Annotated in this window: 16 protein-coding genes; 8 read left to right on the forward strand and 8 right to left on the reverse strand. The window is 71.2% G+C overall.

All coding sequences use genetic code 11. The features are described 5' to 3' along the window. Together J7E93_RS32335 and J7E93_RS32340 are read right to left on the reverse strand one after the other, a co-directional pair. On the reverse strand, positions 1 to 199 hold a 199-nt coding region (locus tag J7E93_RS32335; RefSeq protein ID WP_374105458.1), incomplete at its 3' end, for a hypothetical protein. Next, positions 196 to 1,182, reverse strand: a complete 987-nt coding sequence (locus J7E93_RS32340) for an aldo/keto reductase (protein WP_215073594.1) — start codon at positions 1,180 to 1,182, stop codon at positions 196 to 198. The genes J7E93_RS32340 and J7E93_RS32335, both read right to left, overlap by 4 nt. Positions 1,183 to 1,311: 129 nt before the next feature. Between J7E93_RS32340 and J7E93_RS32345 the strand changes: the two genes are divergently transcribed. Further along, positions 1,312 to 2,361: an LLM class F420-dependent oxidoreductase gene (locus J7E93_RS32345; protein WP_215073595.1), complete on the forward strand. Its 1,050-nt coding sequence runs from the start codon at positions 1,312 to 1,314 to the stop codon at positions 2,359 to 2,361. Between the two features lie 213 nt (positions 2,362 to 2,574). Next, positions 2,575 to 3,360 (forward strand): ferritin-like domain-containing protein, encoded by a 786-nt coding sequence (locus J7E93_RS32350; RefSeq protein WP_215073596.1) that lies wholly within the window; start codon positions 2,575 to 2,577, stop codon positions 3,358 to 3,360. Between the two features lie 10 nt (positions 3,361 to 3,370). Here J7E93_RS32350 and corA read toward each other — a convergent pair whose 3' ends face one another. Continuing rightward, positions 3,371 to 4,354, reverse strand: a complete 984-nt coding sequence (corA, locus tag J7E93_RS32355; protein ID WP_215073597.1) for a magnesium/cobalt transporter CorA — start codon at positions 4,352 to 4,354, stop codon at positions 3,371 to 3,373. A 149-nt stretch (positions 4,355 to 4,503) separates the two neighbouring features. On the opposite strand from corA, the gene J7E93_RS32360 reads away from it, so the two are divergent. From J7E93_RS32360 to J7E93_RS32385, 6 genes are all read left to right on the forward strand, one after another. Then, the gene (locus tag J7E93_RS32360) at positions 4,504 to 5,193 is read left to right on the forward strand and encodes a histidine phosphatase family protein (protein ID WP_215073598.1); all 690 of its coding nucleotides are present in this window, start codon (positions 4,504 to 4,506) and stop codon (positions 5,191 to 5,193) included. 77 nt (positions 5,194 to 5,270) lie between these two features. Further along, entirely contained in the window at positions 5,271 to 5,861 is a 591-nt protein-coding gene (locus J7E93_RS32365) for a DUF3090 domain-containing protein (protein ID WP_215073599.1), read from the forward strand. Next, complete coding sequence (locus tag J7E93_RS32370; protein WP_374105459.1) at positions 5,825 to 6,679, forward strand: SCO1664 family protein; 855 nt, start codon at positions 5,825 to 5,827, stop codon at positions 6,677 to 6,679. Before J7E93_RS32365 ends, J7E93_RS32370 begins: the two co-directional genes overlap by 37 nt. A 145-nt stretch (positions 6,680 to 6,824) precedes the next feature. Then, on the forward strand, positions 6,825 to 8,054 hold the full coding sequence (mshC, locus tag J7E93_RS32375) for a cysteine--1-D-myo-inosityl 2-amino-2-deoxy-alpha-D-glucopyranoside ligase (RefSeq protein ID WP_215073601.1): 1,230 nt from the start codon (positions 6,825 to 6,827) through the stop codon (positions 8,052 to 8,054). Between the two features lie 116 nt (positions 8,055 to 8,170). After that, positions 8,171 to 11,227, forward strand: a complete 3,057-nt coding sequence (locus J7E93_RS32380; RefSeq protein WP_215073602.1) for an NPCBM/NEW2 domain-containing protein — start codon at positions 8,171 to 8,173, stop codon at positions 11,225 to 11,227. Positions 11,228 to 11,349: 122 nt separating this feature from the next. Further along, complete coding sequence (locus tag J7E93_RS32385; protein WP_215073603.1) at positions 11,350 to 12,318, forward strand: SMP-30/gluconolactonase/LRE family protein; 969 nt, start codon at positions 11,350 to 11,352, stop codon at positions 12,316 to 12,318. A gap of 81 nt (positions 12,319 to 12,399) precedes the next feature. Here J7E93_RS32385 and J7E93_RS32390 read toward each other — a convergent pair whose 3' ends face one another. From J7E93_RS32390 to J7E93_RS32410, 5 genes are all read right to left on the reverse strand, one after another. Beyond that, a complete protein-coding gene (locus J7E93_RS32390; protein ID WP_215073604.1) occupies positions 12,400 to 13,461 on the reverse strand; it encodes a PAC2 family protein in 1,062 nt (353 codons plus the stop codon). A 253-nt stretch (positions 13,462 to 13,714) separates the two neighbouring features. After that, entirely contained in the window at positions 13,715 to 15,319 is a 1,605-nt protein-coding gene (locus J7E93_RS32395) for a glycerol-3-phosphate dehydrogenase/oxidase (RefSeq protein ID WP_215073605.1), read from the reverse strand. Positions 15,320 to 15,334: 15 nt separating this feature from the next. Further along, positions 15,335 to 16,861 (reverse strand): glycerol kinase GlpK, encoded by a 1,527-nt coding sequence (gene glpK, locus J7E93_RS32400; protein ID WP_215073606.1) that lies wholly within the window; start codon positions 16,859 to 16,861, stop codon positions 15,335 to 15,337. A gap of 52 nt (positions 16,862 to 16,913) precedes the next feature. Then, complete coding sequence (locus tag J7E93_RS32405) at positions 16,914 to 17,699, reverse strand: MIP/aquaporin family protein (RefSeq protein ID WP_215073607.1); 786 nt, start codon at positions 17,697 to 17,699, stop codon at positions 16,914 to 16,916. A 256-nt stretch (positions 17,700 to 17,955) separates the two neighbouring features. Beyond that, positions 17,956 to 18,720, reverse strand: coding sequence for an IclR family transcriptional regulator (locus J7E93_RS32410; protein WP_215073612.1), 765 nt, complete (start codon positions 18,718 to 18,720; stop codon positions 17,956 to 17,958). Positions 18,721 to 18,758: the final 38 nt, after the last annotated feature.

The raw sequence follows: 18,758 nt of genomic DNA on the forward strand, positions 1-18,758 counted from the left end.
CGGCTTCGGCTTCGGCTTCGGTTTCGGACTCGGTTTCGGACTCGGCGGTCCGTCCGCCCTGTGCGTCGGGAGCCGAACCGTCCTCCGCGCCGTCCCCCGGCACGGAGCGCCCCACGGCCGTCTCCGCCAGGGCCTCGTCGTTCTCGCCCCGCACGGGCTCGGCGGCCTCGGGAGTGGTCTCCCGGGAAGGCTCGGTCACAGGGTGCTCCAGTCCTGATCCGGATAACGGTGCACGGGAGCCGACACATCGTCGAGCGCCCGGCAGATCTCGTCAGGAAGACTAAGGCTCTCCACTGACAACGCGGCCGTGAGCTGCTGCGCCGTGCGCGCGCCGACGATCGGGGCGACGACCCCCGGCCGGTCGCGGACCCACGCGAGCGCCACCTGGAGCGGGGTCGCCGCCAGGCCGTCCGCGGCCGTCGCCACGGCGTCCACGATCCTGCTCGCCGCCTCGTCCAGATACGGCTCCACGAAGGGCGCCATCGTCTCGGAGCCACCCCGTGAGTCCGTCGGCGTACCGTGCCGGTACTTCCCGGTCAACACCCCGCGGCCCAGCGGCGAGGACGGCAGCAGGCCTATCCCCAGGTCGAGTGCGGCCGGCAGCACCTCCCGCTCGATGCCACGCTGCAGCAGCGAGTACTCCATCTGCGTCGCCGCCAGCCGGGTGCGCGCCCCGCCCGTCACACCGAGCTGCCAGGTCCCGGCCTTCGCCAGCTGCCACCCGCAGAAGTTCGACACCCCCACATAGCGGGCCCGTCCGCTGCTCACCGCGATGTCCAGCGCCTGGAGGGACTCCTCCAGAGGGGTGTACGGGTCGAAGGCGTGGAGTTGCCACAGGTCCACATGGTCGGTCCCGAGGCGTTCCAGGGAGGCGTCGAGTGCGGCCAGGAGGTGGCCGCGCGAGCCGTCCATCCGACGGTCGGGGTCGGGCACGCTGCCCGCCTTCGTGGAGATGACCAGATCCCGCCGCGGCACCAGCCGCTCGATGAGCTGCCCGAGCAGACACTCGGCCTCGCCGCCGCCGTAGACGTCAGCGGTGTCGACCAGCGTGCCGCCCGCGTCCCAGAACGCCTTCAACTGGTCGGCGGCGTCGTGCTCGTCGGTGTCCCGGCCCCAGGTGAGGGTGCCGAGCCCGATCCGGGACACGCGCAGGCCGGTACGTCCGAGATGCCTCTGCTCCATGGGCGCGAGATTACTGGCCAAGACCCCACGCGGAGAGAGCCTGTGGACAACCTCCTCCTGACGGATCCCGCACCCGCGCGCTAGAGTCCGGACCAAGGGACGTTACTGATCAGTAAAGAGGGTGCGGATATGCGGCTCGGCATCAACCTCGGCTACTGGGGCGCCGGCATGGACGGCGACAATCTCGCCGTCGCCCAGGAGGCGGACCGCCTCGGCTACGACGTCTGCTGGGCCGCCGAGGCCTACGGCTCCGACGCGCCCACGGTGCTCTCCTGGGTGGCCGCCAAGACCGAGCGCATCGACGTCGGCTCCGCGATCATGCAGATCCCGGCGCGTCAGCCCGCCATGACGGCGATGACCGCCGCCACCCTCGACTCGCTCTCCGGCGGCCGCTTCCGCCTCGGCCTCGGTGTGTCCGGACCGCAGGTCTCCGAAGGCTGGTACGGCGTCAAGTTCGACAAGCCGCTGGCCCGCACCCGCGAATACGTCGAGATCGTCCGCAAGGCGATGTCCCGTGAGCGGCTCAGCTACGAGGGCGAGCACTGGACGCTCCCGCTGCCGGACGGCCCGGGCAAGCCCATCAAGCTCACCGTCCACCCGCAGCGCGAACACATCCCGCTCTACATCGCCGCCATCGGCCCGAAGAACCTGGAGCAGACCGGCGAGATCGCCGACGGCGCGCTGCTGATCTTCCCCTCCGCCGAGCACCTGGAGGAGACCGCGCTGCGCCCGCTGCGCGCAGGCCGCGAGAAGGCCGGCCTGACCATGGAGGGCTTCGACGTCCACCCCACCCTGCCGATCGCGCTCGGCGACGACATCGACGCGCTCGCCGACATCTTCCGCCCGTACACCGCGCTGTACGTCGGCGGCATGGGCAGCCGCAAGCAGAACTTCTACAACCAGCTCGCCCAGCGCATGGGGTACGAGAAGCAGGCCGCCGAGATCCAGGACAAGTACCTGTCCGGCGACAAGACCGGTGCCGCCGCGGCCGTACCCCGCCAACTGATCGACCAGACGACCCTGCTCGGCTCCGTCGAGCGGATCGCCGACCGGATGAAGGCTTACGCCGAGGCGGGTGTCACCACGCTGACCCTCGCTCCGGCCGGCTTCACCCTGGACGAGCGGGTGGCGGCGCTGCGGGCGGGCACCGAGGCCCTGGAGCGGGCGGGTCTGGCGTAGCGGACGAGGTCTGCGGCCGTGGTGGGGGCTCGGGGGGTCTTCCCCGCCACGGCCGTCATGCAGCACAACGGCTCCAGGACACCTCCGGTTACGGACGCCGGACTCCGTCTTTCGGCCGAGTCCGGCGCGCCTCCTGTTGCCCACCGGTCCGTACCGCACTTGACTCGTTGTCGCGGGCGTGCGGCGGGCGGACGGTCGTATGGAGGTGGCGCGATGCTCACGGCCAAGAGCCTGTTCCAGGAAATCATCGACAACGACGAGTCGTTCCAGCTCTTCTGCTCCATCGCCGAGAGCGGCGAGTCCCAGGGCGGCTGGGAGAACGCCCGGATCGCGGCGCTCGTCGCCCCCGGGATGCGGGACCTGGCCCCCAAGATCACCCGGCACGGCGCCGACGAGGACAAGCACGGCCGGATCTTCCAGGCGTTGATGAAGAAGCGCGGAGTGGAGCCCGTCCCCGTCCCGCCCGACACCGACTACACGATGCTCCTCGAACAGCGCGGCATCGGCCTCGCCCACGACAAGCTCCGCCGCGACGAACCCCTGACCGAGGAGGACGTCATCGTCTACCTCGCGCACAGCCGGGTCACCGAGCAGCGGGCCGCCGACCAGATGGACATGCTGGTCACCCACTTCGGGAACCACCCCGAGCTCGGCAAGGCCATTCGCATGATCGACAACGACGAGGCGAACCACCTCGCCTACTGCCACGAGGAGCTGCTGCGCCTCGCGTACGCCGGACACGGCCGGCTCATCCAGCGGACCCTGCGCGAGTCCGCGCTCACCGAGATCGAGGTCTACCGCGACGTCAGCCTCGCCGTGATGAGCCACATGGGCCGCATCCTGAAGTGGCCCAAGGTCAAGTCGGCCGCGCTCGCCGCCGGTATCCACGGCATGTACGCCTACGAACGGGCCGCCGGCTGGCGCAAGATGGTCGACCTCACGATGCCCGAGCGGCGCAACGCCCTCGGCGGCCCCGCCACCCCCGCCCCCGCGCTCTGACCGCCGGGCGCTACATCCAGCCCCGGCGTTTGAAGAGCCGGTACAGGCCGAGGACGGCCCCCGCCATCAGCAGGACGACCGCCGGATACGACCAGACCCAGCGCAGCTCGGGCATGTGGTCGAAGTTCATGCCGTAGATCCCCGCGACCATGGTGGGGACCGCCGCCATGGCCGCCCACGCCGAGATCTTCCGCATGTCGTCGTTCTGCCGCACGCCCATCTGGGCCAGATGCGCCGACAGCACGTCCGAAAGGAGCCGGTCCAGGCCCTCCACCTGCTCGGAGGCCCGGATCAGGTGATCGCTGACGTCCCGGAAGAACGGCTTCGCCTGCTGGTTCACGAAGGGCACGGTCCCGGCCGCGAGCTTCTCCATGGGCGCCGCCAGCGGGCTGCTGGCACGCCGGAACTCGAGCACCTGGCGCTTGGCGGTGTAGATCCGCTCCGCCGTGTTCGCCGGGTTCCCGCCGGTCGGCGAGAACACGTCGGCCTCCAGCTCCTCCAGGTCGACCTGGAGCTCCGCGGCCACGTCTATGTAGTGGTCCACCACCTCGTCGCTGATCGCGTACAGCACGGCCGTCGGACCGTGTCGCAGGACCTCCGGCTCGGCCTCCAGCCGTCGACGTACCGCCGCGAGCGGCGCGCCCTCGCCGTGCCGGACCGTCACCACGAACGAGTCGCCCATGAAGACCATCACCTCGCCCGAGGAGACGCGGTCGCTCTTCGGCTCGTACACGACCGGCTTGAGGACCACGAAGAGCGAGTCGTCGTAGACCTCCAGCTTGGGGCGTTGATGGGCTTTCAGCGCGTCCTCGACCGCCAGCGGGTGCAGGGCGAACTCGGTCGAGACATGATCGAATTCCTGCGCGGTCGGCTCGTGCAGACCCACCCAGAGAAACGCGTCGCCGTTCGCCCTCGCCTCGTCCAGGGCGTCGGAAAGATCGGCCGGGCCGTCCATCCGACGCCCGTCCCGGTAGATGGCAGAGTCAACGATCATTCGCCGATTCTTCCCCGCCCTGCCCCCTCCTGCACCTATGAGACCGCCCGGGCCGCTCCGGCCGCCCCGCACGCGCGCGCGGGGTCCCTTGCGGGGCCCGGTTCCGGGGCAGCCCCCACGCGCGCGTGGAGCCGCTTACGCTTGCCGCCATGGCCACGCTGATCCTCGTCCGTCACGGACGTTCCACCGCCAACACCTCCGGGGTCCTCGCCGGACGGACCCCCGGAGTCGCCCTCGACGAGCGAGGCGCCGCGCAGGCCGCCGCGCTGCCCGGGCGGCTGGCCGGAGTGCCGCTCGCCGCCGTCGTCAGCAGCCCGCTGCAGCGCTGCCGTGAGACCGTGCGGCCGCTCCTCGACGCCCGGCCCGGCCTGCCGTTCCACACGGACGAGCGGATCAGCGAGTGCGACTACGGAGACTGGTCCGGACGCAAGCTCGCGGAACTGGCCGACGAACCGCTGATGCAGATCGTCCAGGCACACGCCTCCGCGGCGGCCTTCCCCGGCGGCGAGTCGATGCGCGCCATGCAGGCGCGTGCCGTCGACGCCGTGCGGGACTGGAACGCCCGGATCGAGGCCGAGCACGGCGAGGACGCCGTCTACGCCATGTGCTCGCACGGCGACATCATCAAGTCGCTGGTCGCGGACGCCCTCGGCATGCACCTCGACCTCTTCCAGCGCATCCACGTCGACCCCTGCTCCGTCACCGCCATCCGCTACACGCGGCTGCGCCCCTTCCTCGTACGCCTCGGCGACACCGGCGACTTCGCCGGCCTCGCCCCCCGGGACAGCGGCGAGAACGGCGGGGCCGCGGAGGTCGGGGGCGGCGCGGGCGCACCGTGATCCATCCGCGCAGTAGGGTGGACGGGCCGCTGTAGCGCGGGCCTTCACCACTGTCGAGACTCAAGGGAGTCAGGGACGTGTCCCGTCAGGTGTTCCTCTACGACCCACCGGAGCGTTTCGTGGCCGGCACGGTCGGGCTGCCTGGCCGCCGTACGTTCTTCCTTCAGGCGTCCGCGGCGGGCCGGGTCACCAGCGTGGCCCTGGAGAAGACCCAGGTCGCCGCGCTCGCCGAACGCATCGACGAGCTCCTCGACGAGGTCGTGCGCCGCACCGGCGGCAACGCCCCCGTCCCCGCCGTCGCCCCCGCCGACATCGCGGACACCGCCCCGCTCGACGCCCCCGTCGAGGAGGAGTTCCGGGTCGGCACCATGGCGCTGGCCTGGGACGGCGAGGAACAGCGCATGATCGTCGAGGCCCAGGCGCTCGTCGAGCTCGACGCGGAGTCCGAGGAGGACCTCGCCGAGGCCGAGGAGCGGCTGCTGCAGGACGAGGAGAACGGCCCCCCGATGCTGCGGGTCCGTCTCACCGGCGCGCAGGCCAGGGCCTTCGCCAAGCGGGCCCTCGACGTGGTCAACGCCGGCCGGCCGCCGTGCCCGCTGTGCAGCCTGCCGCTCGACCCCGAGGGGCACGTGTGCCCGCGCCAGAACGGATACCGGCGGGGAGCATGACGGAGCTGCCGGGCGCGCCGAGTGCGCCGACCGTTCCGGTCATCGACCTGCTCGCCAAGGGGGAGCTGACCGTCCGCGGTCAGGTCCGTGAGGCGTCCAACGCGGTGCTCTACTGCTCCGTCGCCCACGAGGGCGCCGAAACGGCCTGCGTCTACAAGCCCGTCGCGGGCGAACGCCCCCTGTGGGACTTCCCCGACGGCACCCTGGCCCAGCGCGAGGTCGCCGCCTACGAGCTCTCCGAGGCGACCGGCTGGGGGCTCGTACCGCCCACGGTGCTGCGCGACGGCCCGTACGGCGAGGGCATGGTCCAGCTGTGGGTCGAGGCCGACCCCGGCGCGAGCCTCCTCGCCCTCACCGAGGACGAGGAGGCGGGGGAGGGCTGGAAGGCGGTGGGGCCCGCCCAGGTCGGCGAGGACCGCACCGCGCTCCTCGTCCATGCCGACAGTCCCGATCTGCGCCGCCTGGCCGTCCTCGACGCCGTCATCAACAACGGGGACCGCAAGGGCGGACATCTGCTGCCCGCGCCGGACGGGCGTCTGTACGCCATCGACCACGGTGTGACCTTCAACGTGGAGGACAAGCTGCGCACCCTCCTGTGGGGCTGGGCGGGCGAGAAGCTGCCCGCCGAGGCGACCGACGTACTGGAGCGGCTCGACGCCTCCCTGGCCTCCGGTACCCCGCTCACCACCCGGCTGGCGCAGTTGCTCACCGCGGCCGAGGTGGACGCGCTGCGCGGCCGGGTCACCCTGCTGCGCACGACCGGCCGGCACCCGGAGCCCTCCGGGCAGTGGCCGGCCATCCCCTGGCCACCGGTCTGACCGTTGGAATCCGGCCACCCTCCGGTGTGACCTGTCCCACCCCCTAGGGGTATGCATGTGCGGCCCTGACCCGCAAGACCGCCTATTCGGTCAAGATCCCGCATCCGGTTCGTATCTGAAACAGGTGTCCGGTTAGGCTCAGGTCATGCATGCCTGGCCCGCTTCTGAGGTCCCCGCCCTGCCTGGCAAGGGCCGCGACCTCCGGATCCACGACACCGCGACCGGCGGACGAGTGACCCTCGCCCCCGGCCCCGTCGCCCGTATCTACGTCTGCGGCATCACGCCGTACGACGCGACCCATCTGGGTCACGCGGCGACCTACAACGCGTTCGACCTCGTTCAGCGCGTGTGGCTCGACACCAAGCGGCAGGTCCACTACGTCCAGAACGTGACCGACGTCGACGATCCGCTCCTGGAGCGGGCGATCCGCGACGGCATCGACTGGGTCGGCCTCGCCGAGCGTGAGACCGCGCTGTTCCGTGAGGACATGACCGCCCTGCGGATGCTGCCGCCGCAGCACTACATCGGCGCGGTCGAGGCCATACCGGGCATCGTGCCGCTCGTCGAGCGGCTGCGGGACAGTGGCGCCGCCTACGAGCTGGAAGGCGACATCTACTTCTCCGTCGAGGCCGACCCGCACTTCGGCCAGGTGTCGAACTACGACACCGAGCTGATGCGGCACCTCTCGGCCGAGCGCGGCGGCGACCCCGACCGCCCCGGGAAGAAGAACCCGCTCGACCCGATGCTGTGGATGGCCGCCCGCGAGGGCGAGCCGAGCTGGGACGGCGGGAGCCTCGGCCCGGGCCGCCCCGGCTGGCACATCGAGTGCGTCGCCATCGCCCTCGACCACCTGGGCATGGGCTTCGACGTGCAGGGCGGCGGTTCCGACCTGATCTTCCCGCACCACGAGATGGGCGCCTCCCACGCCCAGACGCTGACCGGCGAGTTCCCCATGGCCAAGGCGTACGTCCACGCCGGCATGGTCGCCCTGCACGGCGAGAAGATGTCGAAGTCCAAGGGCAACCTGGTCTTCGTCTCCACGCTCCGCCGCCAGGGTGTCGACCCGGCCGCCATCCGCCTCGCGCTGCTCTCGCACCACTACCGCGCCGACTGGGAGTGGACCGACCAGGTCCTCCAGGACGCCCTGGAGCGCCTGGACCGCTGGCGTGCCGCCGTCTCCCGCCCCGACGGACCGTCCGCCGACGCGCTCGTCGAGGAGATCCGGGAGGCGCTCGCCGACGACCTCGACGCACCGACCGCGCTCGCCGCGGTCGACCGCTGGGCCGCGCGGCAGACCGCCGAGGGCGGCACGGACGAGTCCGCGCCCGGCCTCGTATCCCGCGCGGTCGACGCACTGCTCGGAGTGGCCCTGTAACGAGCACTTCCGCTCAACCCCGTTTCACCCAGCCGCCCTTGGACTTCTTCGTGAAGTCTGAGGGCGGTTCCGTTTTGTCCCTGTCCTCATGCTCGTTTCTGCGCTAAATACGCTCCATGCAATCAACAATGCGCACGAGAGCTGCAATCGTCGGCGCTCTGCTCGGGCTCCTCGCGGTGTTCGCGGGACCCGGAAGCGCCCAGTCCGCCGAACCGCCCCCGACCACCGTCGGGGACGTCACCGGCTTCACCGCCGAAGGCTCCGTCTACCAGCTGGCCGCGGGCTCCGCCCGGGCCCGCGTCAGCTTCGTCTCCGAGGAGACCTTCCGCATCGAACTCGCCCCCGACGGAAAGTTCACCGACCCCACCGGCCGGGACATCGTCCTGCCCCAGGGCCCGCCCCCCGCCACCCGCTGGTACGACCGCGGCGACCGCTACGAACTCACCTCCGCGAAGGTGACCGTGCGCGCCTACAAGGCCCCCCTGCGCTTCGCGGCCTTCCGCGCCGACGGCACCCCGCTGTGGTCCGAGACCAAGGGCCTGACCTGGAACCAGGACCGCACTGTACAGACCCTCGCCCGGGGCGCCGACGAGCAGTTCTACGGCGCCGGCATGCAGAACGGGCGCGGCAACACCTCCCACCGCGGCAAGACCGTCGAGGTCGGCGTCGACTACAACTGGAACGACGGCGGCCACCCCAACTCCGTCCCGTTCTACCTCTCCTCGGCCGGCTACGGCGTCTACCGCAACACCTACGCCCCGAACACCTACGTCTTCGGCGAGCCCGTCACCACCACCGCACGGGAACAGCGCTTCGACGCCTACTACTTCGCCGGCTCCGGCTCCGACGCCCTCAAGGACGTCATCGGCCAGTACACGGCCCTCACCGGCAAGCCCTTCCTGCCGCCCGTCTACGGCCTGGAGATCGGCGACGCCGACTGCTACCTCCACAACGCCAACCGCGGCGAGCGCCACACCCTCGACGCACTGAAGGTCGCCGACGGCTACGTCCAGAACGACATGCCGAACGGCTGGATGCTCGTCAACGACGGCTACGGCTGCGGCTACGAGAACCTCGCCGAGACCGCCCAGGGCCTCCAGCAGCGCAAGATGCAGCTCGGCCTGTGGACCGAGGACGGCATCGACAGGCTCGGCGAACAGGTCAAGGCGGGCCAGCGGGTCGCCAAGCTCGACGTCGCCTGGGTCGGCGAGGGCTACAAGTTCGCCCTCGACGGCTGCAAGGACGCCTACGCCGGAATCGAGGCCCACAGCGACGCCCGCGGCTTCACCTGGGCCCCCGAGAGCTGGTCCGGAGCCCAGCGCTGCGGCGTCCAGTGGTCCGGTGACCAGTCCGGCACCTGGGAGTACATCCGCTGGCAGATCCCCACCTACGCCGGCGCCTCCATGTCCGGCCTCGCCTACACCACGGGCGACGTCGACGGCATCTTCGGCGGCAGCGCCAAGACGTACACCCGCGACCTGCAGTGGAAGATGTTCCTGCCCGTCACCATGACCATGGACGGCTGGGCGGCCCAGGACAAGCAGCCCTTCCGTTACGGGGAGCCGTACACCTCCATCAACCGCGCCTCCCTCAAGCTCCACGAGTCGCTGCTGCCCTACATCTACTCGCACGCCCACCGCGCCACGCAGACCGGTGTGGGCCTGGCCCGGCCTCTCGTCCTCGAGTACCCCGACGACCCGAAAGCCGCGAGCGAGGCGGCGAAGTACGAGTTCCTCAGCGGCGAGGACTTCCTCGTCGCCCCCGTCTACCAGGACGCCGTCGAGCGCGACGGCATCTACCTCCCCCAGGGCACCTGGATCGACTACTGGAGCGGGCGCACCTACGAGGGCCCGGTCACGGTCGACGACTACAGCGCCCCGCTCGACACCCTGCCCCTGTTCGTCCGGGCCGGTGCCACCGTCCCGATGTGGCCGGGTGGCATCCGCTCGTACGCCGACCGCACCGCGGACTCCCCGCTCGCCTGGGACATCTACCCGCAGGGCACGACCTCGTTCACGCTGTACGAGGACGACGGCGTCACCCGCGCCCACCGCACAGGCCGGTACGCCACCCAGCGCGCCGACGTCCGGGCGCCGAAGCGCGGAGCGGGTGATGTGACCGTCCGGATCGGGGAGAGCACCGGCACCTTCGCGGGCAAGTCCGCCGCCCGGCCCTACCAGTTCACCGTGCACACCGGGGACGCCCCGAGCAGCGTGACCCTCGGCGACCGGAAGCTGCCCCGGCTGACCTCCCGCTCCGACTACGAGGCCGCCGCACAGGGCTGGTGGTACGACGGTGACGACCGCGGCGGAGTGGTGAAGCTCAAGACGACCGCCCAGCGCACCGACCGGGCTTTCACGCTGGAGCTGAAGGACACCAGCGCGGTCGGCGGAGCCGTGCCCGGCGCCGCCGCCACCCTCGCGGTCCCGGCGGGGCAGGAACTGGGCGCCGGCACGCCCGGCACCGTCGCCGTCGACGTCACCGCGGGCACCAGGGACGCGACCGGCGTGGAGGTCTCCCTGACGGCCCCCGCGGGCTGGCAGGTCACCCCCGCCGCACCGGTCGAGCGCATCCCGGCGGGCACCACCCGGCGGGTCGAGGTCTCCGTCACCCCGGCCGAGGACGCCAAGCCGGGGGAGGCCACGCTCACCGCGAGCGCCCGCCACCGCTCCGCCGGACAGGACCGCACCGCCCTCCAGCGCTTCGCCGTCGGCGTGATGCCCGAGCCGCCGGCCACCGCGTCCTGGGCGAGCGATCTGGTCTGGCTGAAGTCCACCAACGGCTGGGGACCGCCCGAACGCGACCGCTCCAACGGCGAGTCGGGCGCGAGCGACGGCCGGACCCTCACGCTGGCCGGAAAGACCTATGAGAAGGGCATCGGGGCCCACGCCGACTCCGACATCGAGGTCTACCTCGGCGGTCGCTGCACCGCCTTCACCGCCGAGGTCGGCATCGACGACGAGATCAACGGCTACGGGGAGGTGGCGTTCTCGGTCGAGGCCGACGGCAGGGTGCTGTGGACCTCACCGAAACTGACCGGTGCCTCGGCGACGGTACCCGTCGACGTGGATGTCACCGGCGCCCGCCATGTACGTCTGCGGATCACCGACACCAACGGTTCCAAGAGCGGTGACCACGGGGACTGGGCGGCGGCCCGCTTCGCCTGCTCCTGATCGACAAGACGCCCCTTGGGGCGTGATTCGGCCAACGGCCGGGCGTGGGGCGTGCGTTGTGATGAGGTGTGAGGGTCTTGCCGACCGTTCGACTGTTCGACCGTTGTACGAAAGGACGCTCAGTGCCCCGTTCCCTCGCACGCAGAAGTCTCCTGGGAGCCGCCGCCGCTGCCGGCGCGGCGGCTCTCGCCGCCCCGCTCGGCGGGGTGGCCCACGCGGCCGGCGCCGGCGCCCGGTGGCCCACCGGTTTCGCGCTGCCCGCCGGCTTCCAGCCCGAGGGCATCACCATCGGGCACAGCCCGTACGCCTACCTCGGCTCACTCGCCGACGGCGCCGTGTACCGGGCGAGCCTGGCCACCGGAGAGGGCCGGATCATCTCCACGGGACCCGGCGCCGGCCACTCCACCGTCGGCCTGAAGATCGACCGCGCGGAGCGGCGGCTCTTCCTCGCCGGCGGCTGGGGCCGGGCCATCCGGGTCGCCGACGCCCGCTCGGGCACGGTCCTGGAGAACTTCACCGGGCTCGGGGCCGCGAACACCATGGTCAACGACGTGGTTCTCACCCCGGAGGCCGCCTGGTTCACCGACTCGTTCCAGCCGCAGCTCTACCGGCTCGCCCTGGACCGCTCGGGCGCGCCCGTCGGCGCCCCGGTGACCGTGCCGCTCGGCGGCGACTGGGTCCAGGGTCCGGACTTCACGGCCAACGGCATCGAGCGCACGCCGGACGGGTGCGCGCTCCTCGTGGTGAACACCCACCTCGACGGCGGCGCCCTCACGAGGATCGACCCGGCCACCGGGGCCGCCCGCAGGGTCGACCTCGGCGGCCTGAAGATCCCCCGCGGAGACGGGCTGCTGCTGCTCGGCCGGAATCTCTACGTCGTCCAGCAGGCGCTCAACCAGATCGACGTGGTCCGGCTGAACCCCTCGGGCACGCGTGGCACGGCCGTCGCCCGGATCACCGACCCGGAGCGGTTCCGCATCCCGACCACCGCCGCCGCGTGGGGCGACAGGATCTACCTTCCCAACGCCCGTTTCGACGTGGAGCCGCAGCCGGACACCGCGTACGACGTGGTCTCGGTCGAGCAGGTGTGAGCACCGAGCAGCGGTGAGCACACGGAAGGGGCCGCGCCGTGATCGGCGCGGCCCCCTTCCGCACATCCTCTGCCCTACGGGCTACTCCTCGGCGTCACCGTCGGTGCCCTCGCCCTCCCGGGGCGGCTCCGGCTCGGAACGGCCCGGCTCGGAACGGCCCTGCTCGGGGCCGATCTCGGGTGTCGCCTCCGGGCCCGGCTGCTCCGGCTTCGGCGGCCGGGTCCGCCCGCTGGAGGTGTCCCGCAGATACGAGGTGTCGCCGCCCTCCGTCGCGAGACCCGGCCCCGGGCCGGGGCCCTGTCCGGGCTCCCGACGCCGCAGATAGCGCTCGAACTCGCGGGCGATCGCCTCACCCGAGGCCTCCGGCAGCTCCGCCGTGTCCCGGGCCTCCTCCAGCGTCTGGACGTACTCCGCCACTTCGCTGTCCTCGGAGGCGAGTTGGTCCACGCCCAGCTGCCACGCCCGCGCGTCCTCGGGCAGCTCGCCCAGCGGGATGCGCAGACCGATGAGGTCCTCGAGCCGGTTCAGTAGCGCCAGCGTGGCCTTGGGGTTGGGCGGCTGCGACACGTAGTGCGGCACCGCGGCCCACAGGCTGACCGCCGGCACGCCCGCGTGCGTGCACGCCTCCTGCAGGATGCCGACGATCCCCGTCGGGCCCTCGTAGCGGGTCTCCTCCAGATCCATGGTGCGCGCCAGGTCCGGGTCGGAGGTGACCCCGCTGACCGGGACCGGCCGGGTGTGCGGGGTGTCCCCGAGCAGCGCGCCCAGGATCACCACCATCTCCACGCCCAGCTCATGGGCGAAGCCCAGGATCTCGTTGCAGAACGAGCGCCAGCGCATCGACGGCTCGATCCCGCGCACCAGGACCAGGTCGCGCGGCTTCTCGCCGCCGACCCGGACCACGGAGAGCCTGGTCGTCGGCCAGGTGATCTTCCGGACGCCGCCGTCCAGCCACACCGTGGGCCGGTTGACCTGGAAGTCGTAGTAGTCCTCGGCGTCGAGCGCCGCGAACACCTCACCCTTCCATTCCCGGTCCAGATGGGCGACCGCGGTGGAGGCGGCGTCGCCGGCGTCGTTCCAGCCCTCGAACGCCGCCACCATGACCGGGTCGATCAGCTCGGGTACCCCCTCGAGCTCGATCACCCAGCGCCTCCTTCCGAAGTTCCTGTCGTACGGACCAACCTTACGGCTTTCCGGCGGTCCGTCCGCAGCCCTCGTGCACCACCGGGAGCCTGCGCGGCCTTGATCGACTACCCAGGAATTCCGGTCGGCACACGGGCCTGCGAGGGTCACGCCCAGCGCCCCGGGTCACGCGCGAGGCGCCTCAGGGCACGGGTGAGGGGCGGCCTCCCGAGAGACCGCCCCTTACAAGGTCACGTCCAAGGCCGCTACGAGGTCAGCGCCGCAACAGCTTCTCGACCTTGTCGCGGACCTCGTCCGTCGCCAGACCGCGGATCGTGAGCGTCGTACGGCGGCGCAGCACGTCGTCCGCCGTCTCGGCCCACTCGTGGTCACGGGCGTAGGCGACCTGCGCCCAGATCTCCGGGGCGTCCGGGTGGACGCGCTCGGCGAGCTCCGGGTTCTCGTTCGCCATCCGCGCGATGTCGAAGGCGAGCGAACCGTAGTGCGTCGCCAGGTGCTTGGCGGTGTCGGCGGCCATCCGCGGACCGGGCGCGGGACCGTCCACGAGCAGCCGGTGCGCGACCGCGTTGGGGTTGGCGATGCCGGGCAGCGGCAGCCGCTTCGGCAGCGTCGAGACCGACTCGTAGTCCTCGCCCAGCGGGTGGCCCGGCAGGGACTCCAGCTTCCTCATCACCGTACGGCCGATGTGGCGGAAGGTCGTCCACTTGCCGCCGGCCACGGACAGCATGCCGCCGCGGCCCTCGGTGACGACCGTCTCGCGCTTGGCCTTGGAGGTGTCGCCGGGACCGCCCGGCAGCACCCGCAGCCCTGCGAAGGAGTACGTGATCAGATCGCGCGAGAGCTGCTGGTCGCGGATGGAGAAGGCGGCCTCGTCCAGGATCTGGGCGGTGTCCTTCTCGGTGACCTCGACCTGGCCGGGGTCACCCTCGTACTCCTCGTCCGTCGTGCCGAGCAGCAGCATGTCCTCCCAGGGGAGGGCGAAGGTGATCCGGTACTTGTCTATCGGGGTCGCCAGCGCGGCCTTCCACGGGGAGGTCCGCTTCAGGACCAGGTGCGCGCCCTTGGAGAGGCGGATGGAGGGAGCCGCGTTCGGGTCCTCCATCTTGCGCAGGTGGTCGACCCACGGCCCGGTCGCGTTGAGCACGAGACGGGCGGTGACGCCGAACTCGTCGCCGCTGGTGCGGTCCTTGAGCTCCGCGCCCGTGACCCGGCCCCGGGTGAAGCGCAGGCCGGTGACCTCGGCGTGGTTGAGGACGGTGGCGCCGGCGTCGACCGCGGCGCGGACCGTCATCAGCGCCATCCGGGCGTCGTTCATCTGGTCGTCGCCGTAGACGGCCACGGCCTTCAGGTTGTCGGTGCGCAGTTCCGGCACGTCCTGCGCGGCCTTGGCGGGGCTCAGCAGGTGTCCGACGCCGTCACCGAACGCGGAGAGCGCGCTGTAGGCGAAGACGCCCGCGCCGAGCTTGGCCGCGCCGTGCGGGCCGCCCTTGTAGACCGGCAGGTAGAAGGTGAGGGGGTTGGCGAGGTGCGGTGCCACCTGACGGGAGACCGCACGCCGCTCGAAGTGGTTCTCCGCGACCAGCTTCACCGCGCCGGTCTGCAGGTAGCGCAGACCGCCGTGGAGGAGCTTGGAGGAGGCGGAGGAGGTGGCGCCGGCGAAGTCGCCGGCGTCCACCAGGGCCACCCGCAGACCGGACTGCGCGGCGTGCCAGGCGGTGGAGATGCCCAGGATGCCGCCGCCGATCACCAGGAGGTCGTACGTCGCCTTGGAAAGCTGTTCCCGGGTCTCGGCGCGGCTCGGCAGGGAACCGGCCGCCGGGTGCGTCCCCAGGGCGGGGACGCTCTGCAGGGTGGTCATGTCGCTAACTCCTCGTCAGTTCTCTTCTTCGAGCCAGCCCATGGAGCGTTCGACGGCCTTCAGCCAGCTCTTGTACTCGCTGTCGCGCTTGTCGGCGTCCATGCGGGGGGTCCACTCGGCGGCCCGGCGCCAGTTGGCGCGCAGGGCGTCGGTGTCCGGCCAGAAGCCGACGGCCAGGCCGGCGGCGTAGGCGGCGCCGAGGCAGGTGGTCTCGGCGACCATCGGACGCACGACCGGTGCGTCCAGGAAGTCCGAGAGCGTCTGCATCAGCAGGTTGTTGGAGGTCATGCCGCCGTCGACCTTGAGCGCGGTCAGCTCGACGCCGGAGTCCTTCGTCATGGCGTCGGTGATCTCGCGGGTCTGCCAGGCGGTGGCCTCGAGGACGGCGCGGGCGATGTGGGCCTTGGTGACGTACCGGGTGAGGCCGGCGATCACACCGCGGGCGTCGGAGCGCCAGTACGGGGCGAACAGACCGGAGAAGGCCGGCACGAAGTAGGCGCCGCCGTTGTCCTCGACCGAGGACGCGAGGGTCTCGATCTCGGCGGCGGACTTGATCAGGCCCATCTGGTCGCGCATCCACTGCACCAGCGAACCGGTGACGGCGATCGAGCCCTCCAGCGCGTAGACCGGCTTCTGCTCGCCGATCTGGTAGCCGACCGTGGTCAGCAGCCCGCTGTAGGAGTTGATGATCTTGTCACCGGTGTTCATCAGCATGAAGGTGCCGGTGCCGTACGTGGACTTGGCCTCGCCCTCGGCGAAGCAGGTCTGGCCGAACAGGGCGGCCTGCTGGTCGCCGAGCGCGGAGGCGACCGGGATGCCGTCCAGGACGCCGCCCCTGACGTGGCCGTAGACCTCGGCGGAGGAGCGGATCTCCGGCAGCACGGCCGGCGGGATCTCCATGGACTGGAGGATCTTGTCGTCCCACTCCATGGTGTGCAGGTTCATCAGCATGGTGCGCGACGCGTTGGTCACGTCCGTGACGTGGTGGCCGCCGTCGACGCCGCCGGTCAGGTTCCAGATGACCCAGGAGTCCATGGTGCCGAAGAGGATGTCGCCGCGCTCGGCGCGCTCGCGCAGGCCCTCGACGTTGTCCAGGAGCCAGCGGACCTTCGGGCCGGAGAAGTAGCTCGCCAGCGGCAGGCCGGTCTCGCGGCGGAAGCGGTCCTGCCCGACGTTGCGGCCGAGCTCCTTGCAGAGCGAGTCGGTGCGGGTGTCCTGCCAGACGAGGGCGTTGTGGACGGGCTCACCGGTGTTCTTGTCCCACAGGAGGGTGGTCTCGCGCTGGTTGGTGATGCCGATGGCCTTGACGTCGGCGGCGGAGATGCCGCCCTTCTCGATGGCGCCGGCGACGACTTCCTGGACGTTGGTCCAGATCTCGGCGGCGTCGTGCTCCACCCAGCCCGGCTTCGGGAAGATCTGCTCGTGCTCCTTCTGGTCGACCGAGACGATCCGGCCGTCCTTGTCGAAGACGATGCAGCGGGACGAGGTCGTGCCCTGGTCGATGGCGGCGATGAACGGGCCGCTGGTGTGTGCGTCGGTCACGGGGTGCTCCCAGGAGGTCTCAGGTGTACGGCTACGACTACTGCTGTACGGCTCAGGCGAACGCGATGTTGTAGATACCCGCCGCGAGGGCTCCACCGATCAGCGGACCGGCGACCGGGATCCAGGCGTAGCTCCAGTCGGAGCCGCCCTTGTTCGGCAGCGGAAGCAGGGCGTGCACGATGCGCGGACCGAGGTCGCGGGCCGGGTTGATGGCGTAGCCGGTCGGGCCGCCGAGCGAGAGGCCGATGGAGACCACGACGAAGGCCGTGATGAGGGCGCCGATGACGCCGAGACCCTTGCCGCTGTCGTTGAGGCCCTGCGTCAGCACCGCGAGGACCAGCACGACCGTGCCGATGATCTCGGTGGCGAGGTTCTGCCAGACGTTGCGGACCTCGGGACCGGTGGAGAAGATGCCGAGCACCGGTCCGGCCTTGGGGGCGGCCTTCTGATCGACCATGCCCTCCTCGTGCGGCGTGGAGATGATCTCCTGGTCGGTGAGATGCGCCTGGAACTGGCCGTAGTAGGCCACCCAGACCAGCGCCGCACCGATCATCGCGCCGAGCACCTGGCCTGCGATGTAGACCGGGACGTTGCTCCAGTCCCCGTCCTTGATCGCGATGCCGACCGTGACGGCGGGGTTCAGATGGGCGCCCGAGAGGGAAGCCGTCATGTAGACGGCGGTCATGACCGCGAAGCCCCACCCGAAGGTGATCGCGAGCCAGCCCGCGTTGCGGGCCTTGGAGGCCTTGAGCGTGACGGCGGCGCAGACACCGCCGCCGAGCAGAATGAGTACGGCGGTACCGATGGTCTCGCCGATGAAGATGTCGGAGCTGGACACCCGCGACTCCTTTGTCCTTCGTCCAGGGGAAGGCGAACCCCGGGTCCCTCCGGTGGTCCGCGCCCTCTGATGAGGGCGGTTCCGGCCCGTGGCATTGCCACACTCTAGCGTGTATTGCCGGTAGGTGTTCGACAATGCCGACCGATGAACGGAAGTTTTGCCCTCCGGTTAACAGCACGTCAAGGGCTGCGGAAGCGAAAAACCCGCCGATAACGCGATCGTTACCGACGGGTCGTCGAGTGCTGCCGTTCGAATGTCAGAAGCGGCCGGCACCCAGGTCCCGGGAGACGGCGCGGGCGCAGTCCCGTACCGCCGCGATCAGCTCCGAGCGCAGCTCCCCTTCGTCGCAGACCCGCTCCACGGCGCCCGTGATCGCCACCGCGCCCACCGGCATCCGGCGCCGGTCGTGGATCGGCGCGGCCACCGAGGCCACGCCCTCCCAGGTCTCCTCCACGTCCGCCGCCCAGCCCCGCGCGCGGGTCATGTCGAGCAGCGACTCGAACTCCGCCAGGTCGGTCACCGTACGGGGCGTGAAGCCCTCCCGGGGGACCTCAAGGACCTCGCTGTGCGCCACCGGGTCGTAGGCGGAGATCACCTTGCCCAGGGCCGTGGAGTGCAGCGGCTGCATGGCCCCCACCTCCAGGACCTGGCGGCTGTCGTCCGGGCGGAAGACGTGGTGCACGATCAGCACGCCCTGCTGGTGCAGCACGCCCAGGTGGACGCTCTCCCCGCTGGACCGCGCCAGGTCGTCCGTCCAGACCAGCGCCCGCGCCCGCAGCTCGTGGACGTCCAGATAGCTGTTGCCCAGCCGCAGCAGCTCCGCGCCCAGCTGGTAGCGGCCCGAGGGGGCGTCCTGCTCCACGAAGCCCTCGGCCTGCAGCGTGCGCAGGATGCCGTGCGCCGTCCCCTTGGCCAGGCCCAGTGAGGAGGCGATGTCGGACAGGCCGAGCCGGCGCTCGCCGCCGGCGAGCAGTCGCAGCATCGCCGCCGCCCGTTCAAGCGACTGGATGTTCTTCGCCATCGCCCGGCCCTTCTCCCTCTCCCTGACCCCGGTGGTTC

The sequence above is a fragment of the Streptomyces sp. ISL-36 genome, assembly GCF_018614205.1.
In the GTDB taxonomy this organism is placed as follows: Bacteria; Actinomycetota; Actinomycetes; order Streptomycetales; family Streptomycetaceae; genus Streptomyces.